This is a genomic window from Streptomyces sp. NPDC026246 (assembly GCF_055567995.1).
This window is the reverse complement of the sequence record NZ_JBVHPJ010000004.1, coordinates 326,209-349,613: the sequence shown is the minus strand read 5'-3', so window position 1 is coordinate 349,613 and position 23,405 is coordinate 326,209. Positions and strand designations below refer to the sequence as shown.

The 23,405-nt window shown below is 71.1% G+C and carries 16 protein-coding genes; 14 read left to right on the top strand and 2 right to left on the bottom strand.

Annotation, left to right across the window (positions count from 1 at the left end; translation table 11 throughout):
- Positions 1–176 precede the first annotated feature (176 nt).
- Positions 177–1,079 (top strand): FadR/GntR family transcriptional regulator, encoded by a 903-nt coding sequence (locus ACZ4M5_RS13530; RefSeq protein ID WP_467736155.1) that lies wholly within the window; start codon positions 177–179, stop codon positions 1,077–1,079.
- A 191-nt stretch (positions 1,080–1,270) separates the two neighbouring features.
- On the opposite strand, the gene ACZ4M5_RS13525 is transcribed toward ACZ4M5_RS13530, so the two are convergent.
- On the bottom strand, positions 1,271–1,924 hold the full coding sequence (locus ACZ4M5_RS13525; RefSeq protein WP_467736153.1) for a CHAP domain-containing protein: 654 nt from the start codon (positions 1,922–1,924) through the stop codon (positions 1,271–1,273).
- Positions 1,925–2,345: 421 nt separating this feature from the next.
- Between ACZ4M5_RS13525 and ACZ4M5_RS13520 the strand changes: the two genes are divergently transcribed.
- The 13 genes from ACZ4M5_RS13520 (at position 2,346) to ACZ4M5_RS13460 (ending at position 23,071) form a co-directional block, all read left to right on the top strand.
- Positions 2,346–3,065, top strand: a complete 720-nt coding sequence (locus tag ACZ4M5_RS13520; protein ID WP_467736151.1) for a hypothetical protein — start codon at positions 2,346–2,348, stop codon at positions 3,063–3,065.
- A gap of 329 nt (positions 3,066–3,394) precedes the next feature.
- Entirely contained in the window at positions 3,395–5,140 is a 1,746-nt protein-coding gene (locus ACZ4M5_RS13515; protein ID WP_467736149.1) for a protein kinase domain-containing protein, read from the top strand.
- Positions 5,141–5,277: 137 nt separating this feature from the next.
- Positions 5,278–6,027 (top strand): hypothetical protein, encoded by a 750-nt coding sequence (locus tag ACZ4M5_RS13510; RefSeq protein ID WP_467736147.1) that lies wholly within the window; start codon positions 5,278–5,280, stop codon positions 6,025–6,027.
- A 165-nt stretch (positions 6,028–6,192) separates the two neighbouring features.
- Positions 6,193–8,118, top strand: a complete 1,926-nt coding sequence (locus ACZ4M5_RS13505) for an AfsR/SARP family transcriptional regulator (RefSeq protein WP_467736145.1) — start codon at positions 6,193–6,195, stop codon at positions 8,116–8,118.
- A gap of 43 nt (positions 8,119–8,161) precedes the next feature.
- On the top strand, positions 8,162–10,420 hold the full coding sequence (locus ACZ4M5_RS13500; protein ID WP_467736144.1) for a TOMM precursor leader peptide-binding protein: 2,259 nt from the start codon (positions 8,162–8,164) through the stop codon (positions 10,418–10,420).
- 61 nt (positions 10,421–10,481) lie between these two features.
- Positions 10,482–12,446, top strand: a complete 1,965-nt coding sequence (locus ACZ4M5_RS13495) for a TOMM precursor leader peptide-binding protein (protein ID WP_467736570.1) — start codon at positions 10,482–10,484, stop codon at positions 12,444–12,446.
- A gap of 65 nt (positions 12,447–12,511) precedes the next feature.
- Positions 12,512–14,191, top strand: coding sequence for a nitroreductase family protein (locus ACZ4M5_RS13490; protein ID WP_467736142.1), 1,680 nt, complete (start codon positions 12,512–12,514; stop codon positions 14,189–14,191).
- A gap of 106 nt (positions 14,192–14,297) precedes the next feature.
- On the top strand, positions 14,298–16,976 hold the full coding sequence (locus ACZ4M5_RS13485; RefSeq protein WP_467736568.1) for a lantibiotic dehydratase: 2,679 nt from the start codon (positions 14,298–14,300) through the stop codon (positions 16,974–16,976).
- A gap of 1 nt (position 16,977) precedes the next feature.
- Positions 16,978–18,060: a lantibiotic dehydratase C-terminal domain-containing protein gene (locus ACZ4M5_RS13480; RefSeq protein ID WP_467736140.1), complete on the top strand. Its 1,083-nt coding sequence runs from the start codon at positions 16,978–16,980 to the stop codon at positions 18,058–18,060.
- A complete protein-coding gene (locus ACZ4M5_RS13475) occupies positions 18,053–19,306 on the top strand; it encodes a site-2 protease family protein (protein WP_467736138.1) in 1,254 nt (417 codons plus the stop codon). The genes ACZ4M5_RS13480 and ACZ4M5_RS13475 overlap by 8 nt, the downstream gene beginning before the upstream one ends.
- Before the next feature lie 29 nt (positions 19,307–19,335).
- Complete coding sequence (locus ACZ4M5_RS13470) at positions 19,336–20,268, top strand: ABC transporter ATP-binding protein (protein ID WP_467736136.1); 933 nt, start codon at positions 19,336–19,338, stop codon at positions 20,266–20,268.
- The gene (locus tag ACZ4M5_RS13465) at positions 20,265–21,014 is read left to right on the top strand and encodes an ABC transporter permease (RefSeq protein WP_467736134.1); all 750 of its coding nucleotides are present in this window, start codon (positions 20,265–20,267) and stop codon (positions 21,012–21,014) included. The genes ACZ4M5_RS13470 and ACZ4M5_RS13465 overlap by 4 nt, the downstream gene beginning before the upstream one ends.
- Positions 21,011–23,071 carry a TOMM precursor leader peptide-binding protein gene (locus tag ACZ4M5_RS13460; protein WP_467736132.1) on the top strand — a complete coding sequence of 687 codons (2,061 nt, stop codon included), beginning with the start codon at positions 21,011–21,013 and terminating at the stop codon, positions 23,069–23,071. The genes ACZ4M5_RS13465 and ACZ4M5_RS13460 overlap by 4 nt, the downstream gene beginning before the upstream one ends.
- Before the next feature lie 132 nt (positions 23,072–23,203).
- Here the strand turns inward: ACZ4M5_RS13460 and ACZ4M5_RS13455 are convergent, their stop codons facing one another.
- Entirely contained in the window at positions 23,204–23,380 is a 177-nt protein-coding gene (locus ACZ4M5_RS13455) for a thiazolylpeptide-type bacteriocin (RefSeq protein ID WP_467736130.1), read from the bottom strand.
- Between the last annotated feature and the right edge of the window lie 25 nt (positions 23,381–23,405).

Sequence of the window (23,405 nt, the reverse complement as noted above, 5' to 3'; positions counted from 1 at the left end):
CGATGCCGGGAGTCGTCCCGAGCACAAGGACATGATCAGCTCCTCTGCGCCATGGTGGCTCAGTGGCCCAGCCACTGGGTGGTCTGTTCAAGTCACGCACACATCCACGCGGAGCGTCAAGATTCCTGCTTGCTCCTGTAGTGGACTCCGCACGCTGTCCCGGAGTCGCTTGTGCGGTGACTCGGCCACTGCGAAAATCGCAGCTCAACCCGCCTTGGACAACCGGGAAGAGACCGTGGTGGCTGGATCCGATCCCTCGGGATTCTGCGGTCGACCAGCTCGAAGGCCGCCTGCAGGAGGACATTCTCGAAGGCCGGTACGCCGTCGGCAGTCTGCTTCCGCCGGAGCGTGAACTCGCCGCCGGGTACGGGGTGAACCGGACCACGCTCAAACACGCCTTCGTCCGTCTCGTTCATGCAGGTCCGGTCGAGACCCGCCACGGTGTCGGCACCCGGGTGCGGGACTTCCTGCGCCTCGGCAGCGCGGACCTGCTGCCCGCCCTTGTCATGAAGAATCCGACGTGGATGGCCGAGGTGTTCGAGGCGCGGCAGAGCGTCGGCGCGCTGATCGCGGCCCGTGCCGGGGCGGAGGCATCCGACCGGGATCGCGGTGAACTGCGACGGCAGGTGAAGATCGTCGAGGCCGCGGGGTCCGTGGACGAGGCCCAGCTCGCCGACGCCGAGTTCCACCGCATCCTGGCCGTGGCCTCTCACAACCGGGTGTACGTGCTGCTGACGAACACACTGCTCAACGCCTATCTGCCGGTCCGAAGCCTGCTGGCGGAACCGTTCCGGGACGCGGAAGCCGGCCGCAGGCCGGCTGCATTCTCTCGCGGAGGCCGTGTGCGCGGGCAAAGCGGAGGCGGCACGCGACGCGTCCGAGACGTACATGGCGGACACCGCACGCATCATGACGGCGGCCCTGCCCGCCTTGTCTGGACTCACTGCTGCGGTGGACCGCAGCCCCCCGCTGAACAGCGGCAACGCGGAAAACCCAGGCGCCCGGCCCCTGACGCGGGACCGGGCGCCACCACCGTGGACCGCTGTCGGTGGGGGGTACGGTCGGGTCCACGGAGCTGAAGGCCCACCGCGAAAAGCAGCTGCGGGCCGGAACGGATCGGAACGGACGGCGTGGTCAATCGGGACGCGCAGCTGTGGGGGATCAGGACGCGCGGCGCGGGAGCCGGACGGTCCCGGGCGGGCGGGACCGGGGCCGCCTGTCCCGGGGCGGAGAGTTCCGGGAGACGGGTGTACGTCGGAACGGTGGTGGGTCAGAAGGGGGAGGCGAAGCCTCGGAAGGTTTTCCCGGCACGCTCGGGGCCCGCTCCGTACCAGGTGTAGTTATGCTCCGACACGCTGTCGCTGTGATCGCCCGTGTTCCCCTCGACGGTGACGACCGTGGTGCCGTCGACCTCCACCACCACCCCGACATGGCCGTGGCTGCTGTCGCCCCTATCCGTCCAGACCAGGACGTCGCCGGTCTCCGGCAACTCGCCCGGTGCATAGGCGTGGAAGCGGCTGCCGAGGTCCGTGCGCCAGGACTGCGATCCGGGGTAGTTCGCCGGCGTGCCCCGGTGGTCCCACATGGCTGCGGCGAAATAGCCGCACCAGGGGAGGCCGTTGTAGTTGTTGTAGGCGTTGCGGTCGGTGTTGCTGCCGTCCCGGCCGAGGTAGTTGGTTCCGGGGGCCGGTTCGCTGAGCAAGGTCTCGCCACCCGCGGTGAGACGGAAGCCGGTGGGCGTCGTGAGTGCGGATCGCGACCGGTCGGCGATCGCGGTGCGTTCGTCCTGCTGGGCATCCGCAGTGACCGCGGCCACCGTGCTGTGCGCCGGATTCTGCGCCGCCGCGCAGGGGGCGGCGGAAGCGCAGAGCAGGACCGCGCATCCCCAAGTCGTCAGTGTGCTGCGGGAGAGCCTGCGGGACACGGTTCGCCCTTTCAGGTGGGGGAGAGGTCGCCGTCCGGTGATGGGTATTGCAGGACGGGGCGCGGTGCCGGTGGCACGCGTGCCACCCGCTTTCGTTACGGCTTGCCGAACGTATCTGTCCCAGTGGCACCGCACATGAGCCGTCGTTACTCAGAACGATCAAGGGGACTGGCCGGTCTTTCGTCGGCGGCGAGTCGCGCCTCCTGCGGCTGATGGCCCGTCACCTCTTGTGTCAGACAGAGGTGTTGATCGGCGAAAGGGCACGGAGGAGTGGGCAGGGAGGGGACTTCGGAGTGATCAGGAGTTGAGTAGCGGTTGCTCTCGTGCCTGCTTTCCCGTCTAGGTGAGCATCTTTCTCGTCAGATCAGATCAAAACTGCGGTGAGGGATACACATCACCGTAGATTTCCCAAGGGGGGAATATGAAGACGAGTACCGCTTTCGTCGGTTTGGCGGCCACTGCTGCTCTGGCGGTCCTGGGTCATCCGGGCATCGCATCGGCTGCCGACAAGCCTGGGGGCGCCGAGGTCGAAACCGCGATCCGGCATGCCGTCAACGGCAAGGCGACGCCCGCCGATCTCGCCATCATCAAGAACGACCCGCAACTGGCCCGTACGGTGCCGGTGTCGGTCGAGGTCGGCAAGGCGGTTTACAAGAAGGCCGAAGCGCCGTCCGGCAAGGCCGGGGCCGGTTCCCGGTCGTCGGCCGCAGCCGGGCCGGCGGGGCTCTCCGGGTTCCAGGAGGTGTGCCGGAGCGTGGACCGTCCGATCACGCTGAAGAGTTACCTGGGCGACACCCTCTACACCTGGCACCACTCCTTCTCCTGGTGCACCGCGAACCAGGTCAACACGGTGGAGGCCACTCGCGTCATCACCGCGTCCCCGTACAACCGGAGTGACTACTTCACCGAGAAGTCGTCCGTTGCCTATCCGCAGGCGCTGGTGACCGATGTGACCTTTGCTCCGGTGGGTGGGCCCATCGGGTTCAACCCCACGGGTGCGGGTTCGCCCTACTACTCGCACATGGCCCGGTCGGTGAACCTCTGCATCGCGCAGTACAGCTGCTACGCCAGCAATCTGCCGCAGAGCAAGCTGACGATCGGGCGCGACACCGCGACAGTCGCCTTCGAGAGCACCCTGTGAACAGCGGGCGCCGATGAACCGGGAGCCCCGGTGAGGAGGTGACGCCCGGCCGCACCGCCCCGGGGCGGTGCGGCCGGGCGTGCTGTGTCACTTCGCCTGCAGAGCCCCGGCGACATCCCCGGGCATCCGCGCGGGGGCCGCGGCCATCGCGACGGCGTTCAACCCGCCCCCGGACGAAATGCGTAGTCACTACTCATGCCAGGCCCGGCGGAGATCGACACGATGAGACATCACAGGGCAACGACCTGACGCCCCGAGGGTGCCGTGTGGCGCCCGGGATTTCTGCCACCACACCACAACACACGCAGTCTGGCCGGGGGGAGCCGCAGATGAACGATCCGTTGAGCAAGGACGGGGAGGCCGGGTGGTCGGCACCGGGTTACCACCCGGTCCGGGAGCTCGGGACCGGGGGGACCGGCCGGGTGGTCCAGGCCGTGCACGAAGGGACGGGCCTTCCGGTTGCCATCAAGTACCTCAGTGCCGGGGTCCGCGACGACGAGCAGCTGCTCGACCGCTTCCGTGGGGAAGCACGGACGCTGGAGAGTCTGAACACCCCGCACGTGGTCGCCCTGTACGAGTACCTGGAGACGCACGAGGGCGTCGCCTTGGTGATGGAGCTGGTCGAGGGCGCGGAGCTGCGGGCCATACTGCGGACGCATGCGCCGTTGCCCGCCGAGGCTGCCTTCGCGGTCCTCAAGGGGTCGCTGCTGGGGCTGGCGGCGGCCCACGAACGGGGCCTGGTGCACCGGGACTACAAGCCGGGGAACGTCCTCGTCACCGAGGACGGCATTTCCCGGCTGGTGGACTTCGGCATCGCTGTGCGGCAGGGGGACAGCGCGAACGCTGCCGGCACGCCCGCCTACATGCCGCCCGAGCAGTGGCAGGGACTGCCGCCCTCCCCGCAGGCCGATGTGTACGCGGCGACGGCCACCTTCTTCGAATGCCTCACAGGAACGCCGCCGTTCCGCAGTACGACGGTCTCCGAACTGGCGGTGCAGCACATCGAGGCGCCGGTGCCCGTGGACCGAGTCCGGGAAGAGGTACGGGGTCTGGTACTTCGGGGGTTGGCAAAGAATCCCGGTGAACGCCCCGCCTCGGCCGAGGAGTTCATCGCCGAGCTCGAACCTGTGGCGCGCTCGGTGTGCGGCGGTGACTGGGAGGAGCGAGGGCGCCGCGCCCTCGCCGCACTGGTCTCACTCCTCGCCCTGCTCCCGGAGCCCGGCACGGGCGGCTCTGGGGGGTCCGACAGTTCCGCCACGCTGCTCACCGGGCCCGCAGGCATCTCGGCCGTGACGGCGGGTGCCCGCAGGCGCAGAATGCCCGGTAAGCGGACGCAGATAAGTCTCGCGGCCGGTTCCGCAGTCCTGGCTCTCGGCGCGGTCGCCTCGATGGCAGCCCAGGGCAATGACGGCGGGAGCCACCGCCCGCAGGCCGCCGAACAGGTCGCCGGGCCGGTGGACACGCCGCCCGCCGAGCCCCCTCCGGCATCCGGTTCCGCCTCGGGGCGGCCGGCCAAGGGCACCGGCAGCCCGACCGCGGGCGTCGCCACCACGCCGGGGGCCACCGAGGAAGCGGTCACCGTCCAGGACGATCCGGGGGCCGCAGAAACCTCTTCCGCAACCATCACCGGTGCCCCGGCGGAGACCGGGACCGGCCCGTCGGCCGATCCGCAGGGGGAATCCGAGGACCCCGCACCGGAGTCGGAGCAGCCCACCACCGACAGTGTGCCTGAGGCCCGCGTCGGCTTCCTCGGGGTCACCGGCTTCACGGCGGGGGCCAACAGCCGGGCCACCGCCACCATCAGCGTCACCACCGACAGTTCGGAGCCGGTGAGGCTGACGGTGAACTGGTACGACGCGTACCAGGGCAGTACGGCCCGGGCACCCGGCGACCGGGACGGTGGCTCGCAGACCTTCGTGCTTCAGGGACGCACCAGTTACACGATCGCCGTCGAGCACTTCTTCGACGCTTCCAACTGCACATCGTTCCGCGGGGTTCTGGCCACCACATCGCCCGGCGCCCAGGCCGCAAGGCCGTACAGATCGGGCTGGACCCAGGCATGCCTGCCGCGGTGAACGGGCCCGAAGACGCCTCTGTGGACCCGGTCGGACGGGGGAGCGGGGCCGGTGCGGTAGGTCCGGGGGCTCCGCAGCCGGGGGACCGCGGCCGGCCCGACCCCCGACTGCAGATCTTTCCGCGGGACACGGCGCCGTTGACCCTGCTGGCGGACTCCTCGCTCGACGTCACGGTCGAACTGGAGACCCTGGGCCGGGAGCAGCCCTTCCCGCGTGCGAGCACCCGTGCGGCGGAGATCCCAACGGCCGACCTGGCGGACGGACCGTCACCCGGTCCTCTCCGCACGGATCATGGGACTCTCTCCGCGACGCTGGTCGACACCGGGCCGCCGACGGTCGGGGAGACCCGGACCGGATTCGGCCCGGGCGTCCCCGACGGCGCCGCCGTCCGGGAGCGACAGCGGCTCGCGGTCCGCGGTGCCCGTGGCCGCGGCCGCCGCCGGGCGGAACGCAGACCGCTGCTCCCCGGCCTGAGTTGGTATCTCGTCGCCGTCCTCGTCGCCGGTGCCGTCGTATGGCACTTCTGGCCGCGCCACCCGGCGGACCTCTACGTCGGCGACGTGCGAGTGACCGCCGACATCCGGAATCCGGGCTGCGACCAGACGGTGACCGTACACGGGACGGTCCGCACCAACGGAGGCGGTGGAACGCTCACGTACCGGTGGAAGCGCAGTGACGGCAGCAAGTCGCTTCCGCTGCACGAGGCCGTACGGGAGGGGGAGAGGGCCGTCTCCGTGCAGACGACGTGGTCCTTCCACGGACCCGGCCGGTTGCGTGCCCGTGCCCTTCTCGAAGTGATCTCCCCGCCCGGCCCCACCGCCTCGGTGGACCTCGACTACAGCTGCCACCGTCCCGCGCGGCGGGCCCGGACCGATGGCGGTGAGTAGGTACCGGTCGCTCCCTCCATCCGGCCTCCGGCGCGACCAAGGACGTACGCGGTGTGCCTGGACGACGACTGGCCCGGCGGGGACGCCTACATCAAGCACATCTCCGTGCCCGACGTGACGACGGTGTGACGGCACGTACGGGACCGCACGAACTGGACCGACCTCATGACTCATGCACCTGACCACCGCGCCGACGACCCTCTCTGCAGGCCCCCGGCGCTCGGCTTCCGGATCCTGGGGCCGCTCACCATCGTGGACGGCACCGACGAGGTCATCCTCCAACCCTCCAAGCCCACCTCGCTACTGGCCACCCTGCTGCTGCATCCCAACAGTGTGGTGTCCACGGACCACCTCCGGCAGAGCATCTGGGGTGAGCGTCAGCCGTCCACGGCGAATGCGGCCCTGCACACCTGCATTCGGCGGCTGCGACGGGTCTTCGTCCGCTACGGGATAGCCGACCACACCATCGAGTACGTCCCCGGCGGCTACCGCATCGCGGCCGTGCCGGAGAGCCTGGACCTGCTGCGGTTCCGTTCCCTGGTCCGCACGGCGCAGGCCCGGAAGGCATCGCCGGCCGAGGTTGGTCTGTTGCGTGAGGCCCTCTCGCTGTGGCGCGGTCCGTTGCTGGCCAACGTCCCCTCGGACGCCCTGCACCGGGACGAGGTGTCGCAGCTCATGGAGGAGCGGTTGTCCGTCGTGGAGCGGCTGGCCGACCTCGAACTCTCCGCAGGACGCTGCCTGGAAGTGCTGCCCGACCTGCGGGCGGTGGTCCGCTCCCACCCCGGCCGGGAACGCTTCTGGGAGCAGCTCATCGAGGCTCTGCACCGCAGCGGCAGGCAGGTGGACGCGCTGACCGAGTACCACAGGGTCAAGGGATATCTGCGGGATGAACTCGGTGTCTATCCGGGTGCCCGCCTGCAGAGGCTGGAAATGGCCATCCTCCGCGGCCACGACCTCGGCTCCCCGGCCCTCTCCCGACCTGTTCCGACCGCCGTGCCGGCGGGTCCGGCGCCGGGTCGGTCCCGATGTTCGCCGTCGCTGCCGCTGGTCCCCTCCTTCCGTGGACGCGAGGCTGAAAGCAGCGCGATAGCAAGGGAACTGACGGGCACGCAGGCCGAACCGGCTCTTGTCGTGCTGTCGGGTGCGCCGGGAATCGGCAAGACCGCTCTCGCGCTCCACACGGCCCACCAGGTGCGCGAGACCTTTCCCGGCGGCCGGGTGCTGCTGCGGATGAGCCGGGACGACGGGGCACCGCTTCCGACGGCCGAGGCCGCGCATGCCTGGCGGGAGGCCCTGGCCGGCACAACCGGCCCTCGGCATCCAACGGGTGGAGAGGCCCACGAGCCGCTGCCACCGGTACCCGCGGGCATGCTGCTCCTTCTCGACGAGGTCGTACGCACGGAACAGGTGTTGCCCTTCCTTCCCACCGAACCCGGCAGCGCCGTCGTCGTGACGACCCGGCTGCGGCTGGCAGGCCTCGCGGCAGGACACGGCTGCCGGGTGCACCGGCTGGGCACTCTCGCGCCGGACGACTCCTTCGCCCTGGTGACCGCGATGCTGGGCGGCGCGCGGGCGGAACGGGAGCCGGGGGCCGTACGGGCACTCTCGGAGGTCTGTGGCCACTACCCCCTCGCTCTGCGGATCGCGGCGGCCTTCTTGCTCACCCGCCCGGAGCTGACGGTCGAGGAGGGCGCCGACTGGCTCCGGCAGGACCCGGTCTCCCGGCTCTCGCTGCCGGACGACGCCGCGCTGTCCGTACGGCATGTCTTCGGCGGTGCCCTGGCCCGCGTCGACCGGTGGTTCGCCGAGCAGTTCCTGCTGATCGCCCGGTCAGCGCGGCAGCGGTTCTCGGCCGACGACTGCGCTTCCGCGCTGGGCGTCGCCGACCGGACTGCCGGAGCTGTCCTGGAGCACCTGGCCGAGGCCGGGCTCCTCGAAGGCGGGCCGCGCCACTACACCATGCACGGTCTGCTCCGTGCCTTCGCCTGCCATCCGGACACCGTCGGGCCGCCGGAGGCGAGAGACGTGTCCCCCGCCGGCTCGGACAGCGGACCGACCAGTGCCTGGCCGGTCCACCCGCGCCGTCCCTGAATCGGGCGGATGCGATACGCCCACGAGAGAAGTGTGACAATCCATGGCTGCAGCCTACGAAGCGGTCGCCGACACCCGGCCGCGGATCCAGCGGGACGTGCTCTACACCGAGACGCCACGGGGCGTGCTGTTCCACAACGCCTACGGCGGTTTCCATCTGCAGGCCGCCTCCGCCTACCGGTTCACCTCCCTGATCGTGCCGTTCCTCAACGGTGAGAACCGCGTGGCGGATATCTGCGCGGGGCTTCCCGAAGACCGTCGCGGCATGGTCGCCCGGCTGGTGAGGACGCTGTACGAGCACGGGTTCGCCCGCGACGTACCACCGGGCGACGACAACCCTGCAGGGATGGACCCTGCGGTGGTCGGCCGCTTCGCTCCCCAGATCGCGTACATCGACCACTACGCGGACGGCGCGCACCGGCGCTTCCAGCAGTTCCGGAACACCGCGGTGGCCGTGCTGGGCGACGATCCGGTGGCCCGCTGGTGCGTGGTGAGCCTGCTGCGCAACGGATGCGCCACCGTCGGGGTGCTCCCGGACATCGACACTCCCGAGAACGCGTTCGCCGAAGTGCGGGCGGAGGCCGTGCGGCTGACCCGCGAAGCCTGCCCCGCCGAGCTGGCGACGATCGTCACCGGAGGCGGCCCGCTGTCCTGGTCGGACCTCGACGGGTACGACACCGTCGTGGTAACGGGCGGTCCGAGCGGCCCGCGCCGGATCCACGCCCTGCTGGAGGCCGGTGTCCCGGAGGGGCGAACCCTGCTTCCCGCATGGACCTTCGGGGACCGGATCGTTGTGGGGCCCACGATGGGCCGGGGTACCACGGGGTGCTGGGCGTGCGCGATGCTGCGGCTCGGCGGCAACGGAGGGGCCCGGGAAGCCGCGGACGTCTGGAGCAGTGTCTGTCTGGGCCGGGAGACCGGGCCCGACCAGGCCGCTCCCAGCGGACCCCTCGCCGCCATGATCGGCAACCTGCTCGGCTATGAGATCTTCCGGGCCTCCAGCGGAGCGCTCCGGGCGGAGACGGCCGGTCAGGTTCTCATCCAGGACATGGCCTCCCTGGATGTGGTCTCCGAGCCGCTGCTACCGCATCCCCGGTGCCCCTTCTGCGCCTGTGCACCGGCGTCACCTGACCCCTCGGCCTGGACATCCGGCGCACCGGACCCGGCCGTGGCCGCCGCGTCGGGGCCGGGATCCGCCGAGAAGAACAGCGGGGCCGAGACGGTGATGGAGGAACTGAACGCCCGAGCCGCGCTGGTGCAGCCGGGCACGGGGGTGTTCAGCTCCTTCGACGACGAGTCGCTGACGCAGACGCCGCTCAAGATCAGCACACTTCGGCTCTCGGTCGGCCACCGGTCCCTGCGCCGTATCGCCGCCTTCGACGTCCACCACGTCGCGGGCGCCCGGATGCGTGCGCTGCTCTCCGCGGCCGAGCTGTACGTCGACCATGTGGTCCCCAGCCACGGAGTGCTGACCCGGGCCGGGACGGAGGCGGAACAGGAGCCGCCGATCCGTGTCGAGGTCCCGGCACTGGCCACCGCGCAGGGCGCCACCATGTCGGCCGCCCCGGAGGTATCGGCGTGGACGCGGGCCACCTCGCTGGTCACCGAGCGGCCGGCGCTGCTGCCCACGGCCGCCGTGCACCCTTTCGGCCCGTACAACCGCGACGCGGTGTTCACCGCCACCCGGGCCGGGACCGGAGCGGGCACATCGCCCACAGAAGCCGCCCGACGGGGGCTGCTCTCGGCCCTGTCCCACGACGCTCTGCAACGGGCCGTCCGCGACGGCAGCGAGGTGCGCCGGGTCTCCTTCCGGCCGACCGAGGCGGACCCCGAACTCACCTTCCTGAGCCGGACGGCGGACAACCTCGGAGTGGAGGTAGAGCTGCTGGACCTCGGCGAGGCCGGCCGTTCCTCGGCGCACGTCCTGCTGGCACGGACCAGGAACGCCGACAACGGGCTCTGGGAATGGGCCCTCGGGTCGGACTTCAGCCTGCATGCCGCGGCGGTCGGTGCCGTACGCGACCTCCTCGGGGGCGTGCAGCTGGCACGCGAACTGCCCGACGGGGAGCGAGTCGACACCGGTGATCCGCTGATGGCCGCCTTCGACGCCGGCACGCTCGTCTGCGGGGGAGAACAGGAAGCCCTGTCGGCGGCCGACGGTTCGTGGCGGAAAGCGCTGCGAGGACTGCACGGGAGCGGCCGCGACGCGTGGATCGTTCCGACCACGTCCGCCGACCTGAACGGGTGCCGGATCACCACCGTCCGGGTGCTGCTCAGCCGTGGGGACGGCCGTGACTGCTGACCCGCTGCCCCGCCGGACGGCAGCGTCCGAGGCGGGCCCGCCAGGCGGCCCGTGGGCCGGTATGTCCGCCCTGCTCGGCCCGAGTCTGACCGCACACGGCCTGGTCCCGGGCGCTGCGGGAATCTCCCTGCTGGGCGTCCGGGACGAACTGTCCGTACCTGCTGACGAGTCAGCACCACCGTCCGGGGAGCAACCCGTCGCGATCCACCTCTACGGGCACCACGCCGTCGTGGGTCCACTGCCCCGGCCTGGCTCGGACGGCCCCGGCTGTCCGCGCTGTCTGGCGCGCAGATGGCAGGCGGTGCGCTCGTTCTCCCTGCGGGACGCCCTGGAACAGGGCGGGAAAACAGCCGCTGCCGGTCCGTCCCCGTACCGTGTCCCGTTCGCCGCCGACACCCTCGCGGCGCTGATCGCGGCCCACCTGGGACGCGGGGGAGGGCCGGGCGGGAGCGCGCTGCCGGGGACCGGGGCCGGGGCGAGGGAGGGGAGCGCGGAGGCGTCCGAAAGCGCCGCTTTCCCGAAGATCTGCCTGGTCGACCTGGAGCGGCTGACCGTACGGAGCTACCCGCTGGTGCCCGATCCGGAGTGCCCCGCGTGCGCACGCAGCGTCCCGGACACCGCGCAGGGGGCACGTCTGACGCTCAGTGCCGCGCCGAAGCACGCCCCCGGTTCCTTCCGGCTGCGGGGGATCGACGACTACGACCTGGATGCGGATGCCTTCGCCAACCCTGTCTGCGGGGCGCTCGGGCCGTCCGTCGTCCACGACGTCGCCTCCAGGACCACCTCGGCCACCGTCGGCTGTTTCACCCTGCGGTCCGGCAACTATCTGCGCGAGACCTTCTGGGGCGGGCACGCCGACAGCTTCCGCCGCAGCACACGGATCGGCGTCCTGGAAGGGCTGGAGCGCGCTGCCGGGATGCGGCCGCGGGCGAAGCGGACCGAGGTGGTCGCCTCGCTGAACGCCCTCGGCGACCGGGCGCGGGTCGACCCGCGGGAGTGCGGCCTGTACTCCGACGCCTTCCACCGCGACAACCCGCAGGTGAAGCCGTTCTCACCCGACCGGGAGATCCCCTGGGTGTGGGGGTGGTCCCTGCGCGACGAACAACCGGTGCTCGTGCCCGAAGTCCTGACGTACTATCACGCGCCGGGCGGCCTGGAGAACCGGTTCGTCCAGGAGAGCTCCAACGGCTGCGCTTCCGGCGGCTGCCTCGAAGAGGCCCTCTATTTCGGGCTGATGGAAGTCATCGAGCGCGACGCGTTCCTCCTCTCCTGGTACGGGCAGGCGCGGCTTCCGGAGATCGACCCACGGACCAGCGCCCGCCCGGCCACCCGTCGGATGGTGGACCGGCTGGCCATGTACGGCTACGAGGCCCGGTTCTTCGACACGAGGATCACCTTCCCGGTTCCGGTGGTCACCGCGGTCGCCGTCCGCCGGGACCGGGGCATGGGCACTCTGTGCTTCGGCGCCGGTGCGGGGCTCGACCCCGAGTCCGCACTCGACTCGGCCCTCTGCGAGATCGCCACCGACGCGGTCAACCTGGTCGACAGGACCCTGCAGAACGAGGCCCGGCTGCGCCGGATGGCCGCCGACTTCGACCGGGTCGAGGTCCTGCACGACCATCCACTGCTCTACGGGCTTCCGGAGATGGCGCGGTACACGGACTTCCTGCTGGCCGACCCCGGCAGATCCCGCCGGCCGCGCCGGTCCATGGCGGACCTCTACGGCAACGGGTCCGTACCGCCGGTCTCCACGGACCTCCGGGACGACCTGCGGCAGTGCGTGTCCTGGGTGACCGGGGCGGGCTACGACGTCGTGGCCGTGGACCAGACGCTCCACGAGCAGCGGGACCTGGGACTGCACACGGTCGGCGTCATCGTTCCGGGCCTGATCCCCATCGACTTCGGCCGACGGCGGCAGCGCGCTCCCCATATGCCGCGGATGCGTACGGCCCTGCGGGAGGCGGGGCTGCGGGACCACGACCTCGCACCCGACGAAGTCAACCCCGCTCCGCACCCCTTCCCATGAACCGGCGGCCGCACGGCGCATGACCCGAGGGATCCACCGCCCACGAACGAGAAAGGAGGGACGTCATGGGATTCGCTCATGACTATCTGTCCGCTGTTCTTCAGCGCGCCAGAGTCCCGATGGAGCCCGCCCGGTTCGAGCCGGACTGGTCCGACCGCCCGCGCAAGGGCAAGTTCTACCCGGGGGTGGATTCCTTCCCCCTGCCCGACGCCGGACCACTCACCGGTGCGCCCCTGGAACAGGGCCTCTACCCGCCGCCCGAGATGCCGGAGAGCCGTTTCAGTCTGCCGCTGCTCGGCGACATGCTGCTGCACTCATACGGACTGACGGGCCGTCGGCTCGGCGTGCAGAGCAACTCGGACCTGCCCGCCCTGCCGTTCTACACGGAGGCCAACTGGTCCCGCGGTACCGCTTCCGGAGGAGCCCTGTACCCCGTCAGCACCTACTGGGTGTCGGGGCCCGGCGGCCCGATGACGCCCGGTGTGCACCACTACTCCACCACGCATCACGCCATGGAGCGGCTGCTGACCGGGGATGTGTCCGGGATCGTCCGGGAGACGCTGGGCGGGCTGGAAGCGGCCCAGCACACCGACCAGTTCCTCGTACTCGGCGTCAAGTACTGGACCAACTCCTTCAAGTACAACAGCTTCTGCTACCACGTCGTCAGCATGGATGTCGGTGCCCTGCTGCAGACCTGGCGGCTCTGGGCGCGGGCCCGCGGCCTGCGCATCGAGCCCGCTCTGTGGTTCGACGAGCGCGAGTTGGGGCGGTTGCTGGGGCTTCCGGACGGCGAGGAAGGGGTCTTCGCGGTCGTCCCGCTGGCCTGGGAGGACCCCGGAGCCACCGGCGGGGCGGAGCCGGTGCAACGCCACATCCCCCCCACCGGGGCCGGGGCGCCGGCGGCCCGGCGGCCTGCTCCGGCACTGAAGTCGCGCCGCGGCGACAACCGCCCTGCCGCGGCGACCGTCCGGCATCGTGACAGCGAACGCTCCCGCCGGACTCAGCGGTTCGAAGCGGTCCAGCGGATGCACGAGGCGACCCTCGACGGTGCGGCGGACCGGCCGGAGCCCACCGCACTCGCCCCCGCCGCGGCGACGGGTGCTGCCGCCGGAATGGGACGCAGGTCGCTGCCCGCGCCCCTCCGCGTCGGCATGGAGGTTCGGCAGGCACTGCGCGAACGCCGCAGCAGCTTCGGGCGGTTCGACGCACGCCGGCCCATGAGGGCGGAAGAGCTGTCGACCGTCCTGTCCGCGCTCGCGGCGGTGTCGCTGGACAGCGACGCGACCGGTGCCGGCGGCCCGGCCCTGCTGAAGCTCTACGCCTTCGTCAACCATGTGCGGGACGTCGAGCCCGCCGTGTACGCCTACGACAGCGTGGACCGCGACCTCCGGATCGTCCGCCCCGGAGACTCGGGCGACTTCCTCCAGCGCAACTACTTCCTCTCCAACTACAACCTGGAGCAGGCGGGCGCCGTCATCGTGCCCACCATCCGAGCGGAAGCAGTGCTGGACGCCGTCGGCGACCGCGGATACCGGCTGGTGAACGGAACGGTCGGGGCCCTGGCGCAGACCCTCTACACGGTCGCCGCCGCCCTGGGCCTGGGCGGCGGTGTGGCCCTGGGCTTCGACAACTGCTCCTACATCGAGGAGCTGGGGCTCTCCGGAACAGGGGAGGCACCGCTGCTGATCACCATGATCGGCCGCGAGGACCCGCTCGCTGCCGACGTCCGCTACGAGATCGCCTGAGCCGATGGACCGAAGAGGAACAGTGACACACGACGTTTCCGCGGTATCCCGGGAGCCGGTCGGCGCCGGGGGGCGCAGTCCTTCCTGGGCGCTGTCCCGCCGCTGCATGCTGCGCCTGGCGGGCCTGCCCATCGAGATGGTGCAGGCTCTTCGCTGCCCCGACACCCGGCGCTGGGCGGACCTGGTGCTCGACGAGGAGGAGCGGCTGACCGCCGCTGGGGCGGACCTGAGCGAGCTGCTCCACCCCCTCGTCACCAGACACCCGGACGACCGGGCCCGCCGGGACCTGCTGCGGTTGCGGCGGGACCTGTTCAACAACCGGATGCCGGCCACCCCGGACGCGGACCTGGCGCTTCTCACCTTGATCAGCGCGTCCGCGGCGGACGAAGTGGCGCACTGGCTCGACGCGCGGCGAGCCCTGGACGAACTGCGCGCACAGGGCGCAGGTCTGCTCGAGCGCGAACTGACCGCCACCCGGGCCGAACTGCGCGTGCTGGCGGGCGAGGAGCGACTGCGGCTCGGACTGCTGCTGGCGTCGCCGACCCTGGAGGCCCAGCTCGACCGTTTCGTCCGCAGCGATCCCGCGCGGCCGGACAAGCGCGGACGAAAGATCGAACGCTCTCTGCTGGCGTACCTCTACCGCACCGCCTGCAAGACCAGCCCCTTCAGCACCTTCACCGGGGTGGCACTGGGGGAGTTCGCCCGGCCCACCTCGGACGATGCCTTCGGCCTGGAACTGCCGTCCACCTGGTCCAGCCATCCGCGGCTCAACACCGTTGTGCTGGGCCGCTTCGCCGACCGGATCGCCGCGGACCCCGTGCGGCGGGCGGATCTGCCGCTCGCACCGGCCTCCGGCTGGGTCCGGGACGACGACCGCGTGCGGTATGTCCGCCGCTGGGTGGCCGCGGGCGACGACACCGCGGCCGTCACCTTCGACGCGGTACGGGATCAGCTGTTCTTCCTTCGCCGCAGCGGCGCCCTGGAGCGGATGCTCGCCCGGTTCGAGGAATGTCCCACGATGCGGTACCACGAGCTCGTGAACTGGCTCGGGACCGACGCGGGAGCGGAACCGGAGGAGTGCGAGCGCTATCTCGCGGCCCTGCTGGACCTGGGCATGATGCAGGTGCCCACCCTGCACACCGACGTCCACAGCCCGGATCCGCTGAGGTCCTTCCGCGACGCCGTGAGTGCGCTGGACCGGCCCTGGAGCCGGCAACTCGCGGCCGCGCTCGATGCGCCGATCGCTTGCATAGACCGCTATCCGGCGGCCGACGCCGCGACCCGCCGGGCGCTGCTCTGCGACCTCAGAAGCGGACTGGGCGCCGCTCTGGAAGCCGCCGGGGAAGGCGGCGCAGCGCTTCCGCAAACCCTGCTGTACGAGGACGTACGGGTCGGCGACGAGCCGGTGCCGGTGACCGGCAGCGCTTGGGAGAAGGCGGTCGCGGACCCGCTGCGCCGTCTGGAGGCGGCCATGCCGGCGTTCGACCTGACCCTGGCGCAGCGCATCACCTTCACCGGCTTCTTCGTCGCACGCTACGGCCGCGGCGGCCGGTGCGACGACCTGCTGAAGCTGGTCCACGACTTCCACGAGGACTTCTTCGACCAGTACCTCACCGTGGTCTCCCGCCGGAAGAGGTTCGACGACGACGGCATCCAGCTGGCCGAGGAGAACTGGCTCGGGCTCCCCGGGATCACCGCCTTGGACCGGGCTCGTGAACGCTTGGTCGAGGGCATGCGGCGGGCGTGGGACGGCCATGAGGACGGTGGCGACGAGCTCCTCCTCGAGGCGGGCCTGCTGGCTGAAGTGGCGGCCGAACTGGGCCCGCAAAAGGCGGAGTTCACGGCGCAGACACACTTCCTGCAGCCCGCCGCGCAGGACGGGGAGCCGCTCCTGGTGCTCAACCAGTCCTTCGGGGCGCTGTCCTTCCCCTTCAGTCGCTTCACCCACTGCTTCGACCCGCCGGCCGGCGCCGGCGGCCCTGAGGACGCCGGGGTCCGGAGTCCGTCGCTGAGCGATGCACTGCGCCGTTCGGCGCGGGAACTCCAACCGGAGGGGACGGTGTTCGCCGAACTGACCGGCGGCCCCGTCAGCAGCAACCTCAATCTGCACGGGCGGCTGGCCGACTACGAGATCGTCTGCCCGGGCGAGACGAGTTCGGTGCCGGAGGAGAACCGCATTCACCTGGACGACCTCTGCCTCCGGCACGACGAGGAGTCGGACCGCCTCGTCCTGCACTCGACGAGGCTCCAACGGACGGTCGTACCGCTGTACTTCGGGTACCTGGTGCCCATCGCGCTACCCGAGATCCCGCGGACGCTGCTCCTGCTCTCGCCCACCTCCCGTGCCCGGCTCGACCTCTGGGACGGTGTGCCCGAGGGGAGGCCCGACCGGGGGGTGACCTTCCGGCCGCGGGTGCGCCACGACTCCATCGTGCTGAGCCGGCGGAGCTGGACGGTGACGGTCCGGGACCTCCCCCTGCCGACCCCCCACACGGCGGAGTGCGAGGCCTTCCTCGACTGGAACCGCTGGCGTCGCGGTCACCGGATCCCCCGCCGGGTGTTCGCTTCCTTCACCCAGGGAGGGGCCGGCGGCTCCAAGCCCCAGTACGTCGACTTCGACAGCCCTCTGTCGCTGGGCGCCTTCCACAGCCTGGCCAAGGACCCCGGGGCCACCGTGGTGCTCCGGGAGATGCTCCCCGACGAGGACAACCTCCCCGCCCGCTCCGGACGCGGCCGCCACGTGGCCGAAATAGCCGTCGAGACCTTCACGACTCGGACTTCCTGACATGACAGCGACGCACCAGCCGACCACGCGCACCGGCGAGCCCGGCGCCTGGCAGGCCTTCCACATCTTCTACGCCGCCAATCCGCAGCCCCTCCTCCTCCAATGCGTGAGACCCCTGGTGGAATCGCTCACGGCGGACCGGCTGCTCGCCGGCTACTTCTTCATCAACTACTGGCTGGAGGGACCGCACGTTCGTCTGCGGCTCCGGCCGGTCAGCGAGGCGGCCGCCGACGAGGTGCGCGAGCGCACGGAGCGGGCCGTCGAGTCCTTCCTCCGGGCGCGTCCCGCGCTCTACGAGGTCGGCCCCGGATTCCTCAACGAGCTGTACAACACCCTGTTCGACCTGGAGATCCCCGAGGACGACCGTCCCAGGTTCCTCGGCGCCGACGGCCGGATGCGGCTGCGGCCCAACAACACCTGCCACCGCGAGGTCTACGAGCCCGAGTTCGACAAGTACGGCGGCCCGGCCGGGATCGACCTCGCGGAGTGGCACTTCCGTCACTCCAGCGACCTGGTCATCGAAGCGCTCCGCACCAAGAACCTTCATCTGCGGACCGTGCTGCTCGGCACCTCGTCTCAGCTGATGATGGTCATGGCCGCCACCTTCGTGGACGGACCGGACGCGCTGGCGGAGTACCTGGACCGCTACTACACCTTCTGGCACGAGGCGTTCCCCGACACCGGTTTCATCGGGACGCAGGAGTACGACCGCACCTACGACCGGATGGCCGAGCAGCTGCGCCACCGCTTCACGGTCATCCGCACCTGTATCGCCGACGGTGCCACCGCGCATCTGCCGTCTTTCCTGCGCGGCTGGGCAGCGCACTGCGCGGAGCTCCGCGAGCGGGCCACGGCTCTCGCGCTCCGCGGCGACCTGGTCTTCTCCCCGCGCGACGGCGCCCCCGGCGGGATGCTCACCGACCCGCGGGCCGTGCTGCCGCGGCTGCTGTCCCCGTACATGCACATGACGAACAACCGGCTCCATGTCACCATCCGCGACGAGGCGTACCTGGCCCACATCCTCGGCCGCTCGCTCCGGGAGACCCTGGAAGAGGCCGGTGGCTCCGGTGGCGGCGATGGATGAGGCCGGGCCCGCCGGGGGCGTCGCGTACGCGGGCGGGCAGCCCGCACTGCGGTCGGACATCCTGATCAGCCCGGCCCTGCGGCGTGGGGCGGTCCGGGTGCACATGCTCAAGGACCCGTGCAACGGGCGCGCCTTCCGCGTCGGCGTGAAGGAGCACTTCATCATCACGCGACTCGACGGGACGCGGAGCCTCGCGGAGATCGAGCAGGACTACGCCCGGGAGTTCGGCTTCGCGCTGTCGCAGGCCCACTGGCGACGGATGCTCGGCCTGCTCCACAGTCGCGGACTCCTGGCTGGTTCGCCGCCGGGCCGGCCGGGCAGCGGGACGGTGCGGCCCGCGAGACGCGGAGGCGCGCACCGGCGCAACACCCTCCTGCGGGGTGACGTTCGTCTCGTCGCCGACCCGGTGGCCTGCGTGGACCGCCTGCGCCGGCTCACCGGCTTCGCCCGGACCCCGCTCTTCCTCGTCCTCGCACTGGTGCTGGTCTCCGCGATGGAGGTCGGGATGGCCCTGCGGGGGAGCGAACTCGGCAGGGAAGGGCTGCGGGCCGTGCTGCACCTGCCGTCCCTGGCGGCGGTGGCCGTCCTGCTCTGGGTGAGCCTCGCCCTGCACGAACTCGCGCACGGGGTGGTGGCCGGCTGGTTCGGCGGTTCCGTCTCCGAGATCGGCCTGCGCTGGCGGCTGCCCATGATCATCATGTACTGCAAGGTCGAGAACTACATGTATCTCCCGCGCCGCCGACACCAGGTGGCGACCGCCGCCGCCGGCGCCGCGGCGAACTTGCTCTTCCTGCTTCCCTTCTACCCGCTCTGGGCTCTCCTGCCGCCAGGCCACCCCGTACGCGACGCCACCGCGGCCCTGCTCCTGGCCGGTACCGGCCAGGCGCTGCTGAACCTGGTCCCGCTGCCCCCGCTGGACGGTTACCAGATCCTCAGCCATGTCCTGGGGATGTCGGACTACGCGGCCGAGAGCCGTACGTACCTGCTTTTGCTGACGAGACGTCAACAGGCCTCCAGGTCCATGGTGTCCGACTATCCACGCCCTGTCCGGCTCGCCTATCTGGGCTACGCGATCGGCTCCGCGCTGCTGGTCCTCGGTGCCTGTACGGCAGGGGTGCTGCTTTGCCGGCACTTCCTGACCGACCGGTTCGGTGCGGCAGCGACGGTCGTGCCGACCGTGCTGCTCGCGCTGATGGTGGCGGCCACGGTCGCAAGGCCACGAGGAAGGACGGTAGAGCCCGGGTGAACCCGCAGTACCGCGCAGCAACGGAACGAATGGATGAGGTGAGCGAAGTGGACACCACTTCGGGACCGGCCCTGATGCTCGACGGCGTCAGCAAACGGTACGGGAAGGTGCAGGCCCTCGAACGGGTATCGCTGGAGGTCGAACGCGGCGAGTTCTTCGGCGTACTCGGCCCCAACGGCGCAGGGAAGACCACCCTCGTCGAGCTCATGGAAGGGCTGCGCATCGCGGACTCCGGAGAGATCTCGGTCCTGGGACGGAAGCCGTGGCCCCGCAACCCGGCCCTGCTGCCGCGGATCGGGGCCCAGACGCAGAAGTCCGCCTTCTTCCCCCGGCTGACGGCCCGGGAGCACCTGGTCACCGTCGCCGGGCTCTTCGGCTGCGAGGCCGCCGCCGCTGACGGAGCGCTGTCCCTGGTCGGGCTGGAGAGCAAGGCCGAGGAACGGGTCGAGGACCTCTCCGGCGGCCAGCGCCAGCGGCTGGCCATCGCCTCCGCCCTCGTCCACGGGCCGGAGCTGGTGTTCCTCGACGAACCGACCGCCGCACTGGACCCGCAGGCGCGCCGCGCCCTGTGGGAGACGCTGCGCACGCTCAAGGCGATGGGCCGCACCATCGTCTACACCACCCACCACCTGGACGAGGCCGAGGCGTTGTGCGACCGGGTGGCCATAGTCGTCGATGGCTCGGTCGTCGCCCTCGGAGCCCCGCACGACCTGGTGGGCGAACACTCGGGTGCCACCAGCCTCCTGGTTCCGGCCGAGCGGCTCTCGGTGGAACGCGCGCAGGCCATTGCCGGTGTCGAGGAAGTCACCGTCGAAGGCGGCGCGGTGGTCCTGCGGACCCGCAGCAGCGGCGCCGTGCTCGCTGCGATCGGCGAGATCGCGGGGCTGGACGGAGTCCGGACCAGGTCCACGACGCTCGAGGACGTCTATCTGCAACTCACCGGAACGAGGAACGCATCATGAGCGCCTACTCCGTCCTGACCCGGGCCACCTCCCGCGCCGCCTCCCGCGACTGGACCGCGCGGTTCTTCACCTTCGTCTTCCCCCTCGTCTTCCTCTGCATCTTCGGGCTGCTCTACCGGGGGCAGGAGGTGTCGGGGAACGGCGGCGCATACATCGACAACATCGCTTCCGGCGTCCTGTCCTGGGGCGTGGCCAACGCCGCTGTCTTCGGTGTGGGCTTCACGCTCATGCAGTGGCGCAACAACGACCTGCTGCGGCTGATCAGGATGTCGCCGGCACCGCTGCGCTCCGTGCTCGGTGCCCGCTACACCGTGGCACTCCGGGTCGCCGGCTGGCAGACCCTGCTGACCGTTGCCGTGGGCGTTCTGCTGGGTCTGCGTATCGACGGACCCTGGCCGTTGCTCGTCCCCGTGATGATCCTTGGTGTCACCGTTTTCCTCGCCATCGGTGCCGTGATCGGCTCCCTCGCCAACACGCCCGAGGCGGTCGCGGCGGTCGCCAACTGCCTGATGGTGCCGATGGCCTTCCTCTCCGGATCGTTCCTGCCCCTGGAGTACCTGCCGCCATGGGTGCGGACGCTGTCGAACATCCTGCCGTTGCGTCCCATGAACGATGCGGTGGCAGGTGCGCTCACCGGCCGCCACGACCTTGCGGGCATCGCCGTGTCCTGCGGTGTCCTGGCGGTATTCGGGATCGTCTTCTCCGTGATCGCCGCCAAGACCTTCCGCTGGAGCAACTCCACATGAACACTGACTCGTCGACTCTCGAAGCCGATCTCCCTTTGCCGGCGAACGACGCGCAAACGCCACTGGAGACAGCCCGGCGCACCCTGCAACGGGCGCTGGCCGATCGTTTCGCCGCCTCCCCGGCAGCCCGCCCGCCCGGCACATCACCGCCCCGGGTCGCGGCCCTGGGCGCGGCCGACGCGCTCGACGCCGCGGCAGCGCAGGACATCGCGCTGCGCCGCGCGGCCGACGTCCATCTGACGGCCCAGGCCGTGCTTGTCGGCCCCTGGGGCGGTGGCGCGTCCGAGGCATGCGGCCAGTGCCTGGCGATGCGCTGGCAACGGCTGCGTTCCCGCTCCGAGCGGGACGCCCTGGAGACGGGCGGCCGGACCCGACTCGCCGCCCCGCACGCCGCCGCGGGGCAGGGGTGGCAGCCGGCCCCCTGCACGCCGCCGGCCGGCTGGCCGCTGTTCCCCGGGTACCTCGTGGACGCGGTGTGGGACCTGTACGAGGCCGTCGTCCTGGCGCCGGCCACGCCGGCGGAGGAGTTCGCCGGGCCGTGGGGACCGGGGGACGCGGAGCTGCCGCGGGTCTCCCGGATCGACCTGGAGACACTGCGGGTCCGGACCTTCCCCCTGCTGCCGGAACCCCTCTGCCCGGCCTGCGCTCCCCTGCACCCGGCGGCGGAGGCGACCGAACCCGTTCTGCGCTCCCGGCCCAAGCCCGCGGAAGACACCTACCGGTTGCGCCCGGTGACCGCCTACGAGTTGCCCAGCCTCGCGCTGGCCAACCCCGTCTGCGGCGCGCTCGGCGCCGGCACCTGGATCAATGTGACGTCGCCGACCACCTCCCCGGTGGCGGGCAGCGTGTTCGTACGCGGCTACGCGGGCCTGTCCGACGTGACCTGGAGCGGCCAGGGCAACTCCTTCGACACCAGCAGGGGGTTGGCCTTCCTCGAAGGCCTGGAACGGTACGCCGGCACTCATCGCCGCCGCAGGGAGCCGCTCCTGGTGGACTCCTACGACAACCTGGCGGACGCGGCCCTCGACCCGAGGAGCTGCGGGGAGTACAGCGAGGAGACCTACCGGGACGACCCGATGGTCAGCCCCTTCGACCCCGCGGCAGCCATCCCGTGGGTGCGGGGGTACTCGCTGCGGGACGAGCGGCCGATCCTGGTGCCTGCGCGGCTGGCCCACTACAGCGCCGGGATCGCCGCGGACAACTTCGTCTTCGAGTGCTCCAACGGCTGCGCCATCGGCAGCTGCCTGGAGGAAGCCGTGCTGCACGGGCTCCTCGAACTCATCGAGCGGGACGCCTTCCTGCTCGCCTGGTACGGCCGGGCGGAACTTCCCCGGATCGACCTGGACACGTTGGACAGCGCCGTCATCCGGGGCATGGTGGACCGTGCGGCGCTCCTCGGCTACGACATCCACGTCTTCGACAACCGGATCGACCTGCCCGTACCGGTGGTCACCGCCCTCGCCTCGCGCCGGGACGGCGGGCCCGGGAGGCTCTCCTTCGCCGCCGGCTCCGCCCTCGAACCCGAACACGCCGTCGAGGCGGCCCTCTCCGAGGTCCTCACCTACATCCCGCATCTTCCGGGGCAGGTCCAGGAGGAGCGCGACGCGCTCGAAGCGATGGCGAACGACTTCTCCCTCGTCCGGAATCTGAGCGACCACCCCCGGCTGTTCGGGCTGCCCGGGATGGCCGGACACGCTCCGGAGTACCTCGCACCCGCGCGCACGCTGCCGATGGCGGAGCTCTACGGGACGGGACGGACGCGCCGCGGCACCGGCGGCCGGCCGGATCTGCTCGACGACGTACGGCACTGCCGTGACGCCCTGGTGGACGCGGGGTTCGACGTCGTCGTCGTCGACCAGACGACACCGGAGCAGGAGCGCATCGGGCTGCGGACCGTCTGCACGATCGTGCCCGGGCTGCTGCCCATCGACTTCGGATGGCCCCGGCAGCGCGCCCTGCGGACGCCGCGACTGCGCTCCGCCTTCCGCCGGGCGGGGTGGCGGGACACCGATCTCTCCGACGCCGAGATCCGTTGTGTACCGCACCCCTTCCCCTGACCGGGGAAGGGATCACCGGTCAGGTACGCGGCCCCGTCCGGCGGAGCATGCCAGACGGACGGGTGCGCCGGGAGACGGCGGACGGGCGCCCGGCACCGGTTTCCCGACCCCGGACGCCCGTGGCGTCACTGCTCAGGCGCTGCAGCTGGTGGTGCTGGTCGTGCTGCTGGTGGTGCTGGTGCTGCTGCAGCTGGTCGACCCGGCGAGGAGGACCTCGCTCTCGTCCGAGTAGTCCGAGATCTCGAAGGTCTCGGACTCCAGCTCGAGGATCTCCTGGGCAAGGGAAGCCAGCTCGTTCTTCGGTGCCATGTCGTCTCCATCGGTTGTGGACCGG